Annotated in this window: 2 protein-coding genes; both read left to right on the top strand. The window is 52.2% G+C overall.

The features are described 5' to 3' along the window. The first annotated feature begins 77 nt into the window (after positions 1-77). Entirely contained in the window at positions 78-662 is a 585-nt protein-coding gene (locus tag ACYVJ4_RS18475; protein WP_022648879.1) for a tail assembly protein, read from the top strand. Between the two features lie 52 nt (positions 663-714). Continuing rightward, positions 715-1219, top strand: a 505-nt coding sequence (gene gpJ / locus ACYVJ4_RS18470; protein ID WP_460461518.1) for a TipJ family phage tail tip protein, incomplete at its 3' end; no start/stop codon positions are given.

Raw genomic sequence — 1219 nt, 5'->3', positions numbered from 1 at the left:
CTAAGCCAGCGCATTCCCTACGGTGGCTATTACCGTGACCGTACCATCAAAATTCTGCGTTATAAGGATTTGATGTAATGGAAAGAAAAACCGTTATCAAACTCAGCGGCTCAATGGCTCAGCGATTTGGCAGGACACATCGCCGTGCACTAACGTCCGCCAGCGAAGTTTTCAGGGCGCTTTCTAACACCATTGACGGCTTTGATGCTTATCTGCGTGAAGCTCGGGCAAAGGGACTGGATTTTGTTATTTTCCGGGATCGTCGCAATATCGGGCACGAAGAGTTTGAACTCCTGGGGCCGGGTGATGAGTTAAGAATAATCCCTGTGATAAGGGGTAGTAAAAGAGCTGGCGTTTTCCAGGCGTTGCTCGGAACGGCTCTGGTCGCTGCTGCCATATGGATGCCGGGAGTTAGTATCGCAGCAAGTAACCTCATGTTTTCCGTTGGTGCCGCAATGGCCGTTGGCGGTGTAGTGCAAATGCTCTCTCCTCAGGTTTCAGGTCTGCGAATGCGTCAGGAACCTGATAACAAACCCTCCTATGCGTTTGGTGGTCCCGTTAACACGACGGCATCTGGCAATCCCGTCCCCCTGCTTTATGGGCAACGGGAAATTGGCGGCGCCATTATATCCGCCGGGGTTTATGCAGAAGATCAGCAATAAACCAAACCACGTACTGCAAGCCACCTGACGGTGGCTTTTTTATGGACGCGATATGACGACGACAATCATCAAAGGCCGCGGTAAAGGTGGCAGCAATCAGACCCGAACACCCGTTGAAGCACCGGACAGCATTCAGTCCATTGCAAGGGCAAAGGTGCTGATTGCGCTTGGAGAGGGTGAGTTCGCAGGCGGACTTGATGGTAAAAACATTTTTCTTGGTGACTCATCTTCGTACACGCCTCTTCAGAACGCCGACGGAAGTTATAACTTCAATAATGTGAAATATGAGTTCCGTTCCGGTACTCAGGACCAGGACTACATTCAGGGCTTCCCCGGCATTGAAAACGAACTTCAGGTTTCATACGAGCTGAAACAGGCTGTGCCGTACGTGCGCGCGGTATCCAACACGCAGCTCTCTGCGCTGCGAATTCGCCTGGGATGGCCAACTCTCTTGCTCCAGAAAAACAACGGCGACAAAGTCGGCACCCGCGTCGAGTATGCTATCGACCTTTCGGTCGATGGCGGGCCGTATGAAACGGTGGTTAACGGTGCTGTCG

It is taken from the genome of Angustibacter peucedani (assembly GCF_054779595.1).
The sequence above is the reverse complement of the archived record's forward strand: the minus strand, read 5'-3'. Positions and strand labels throughout refer to the sequence as shown.

Coding starts and splice junctions, on each gene's coding strand:
- ACYVJ4_RS18475 (WP_022648879.1), top strand. CDS start 78: ATGGAAAGAAAAACCGTTATCAAACTCAGCGGCTCAATGGCTCAGCGA.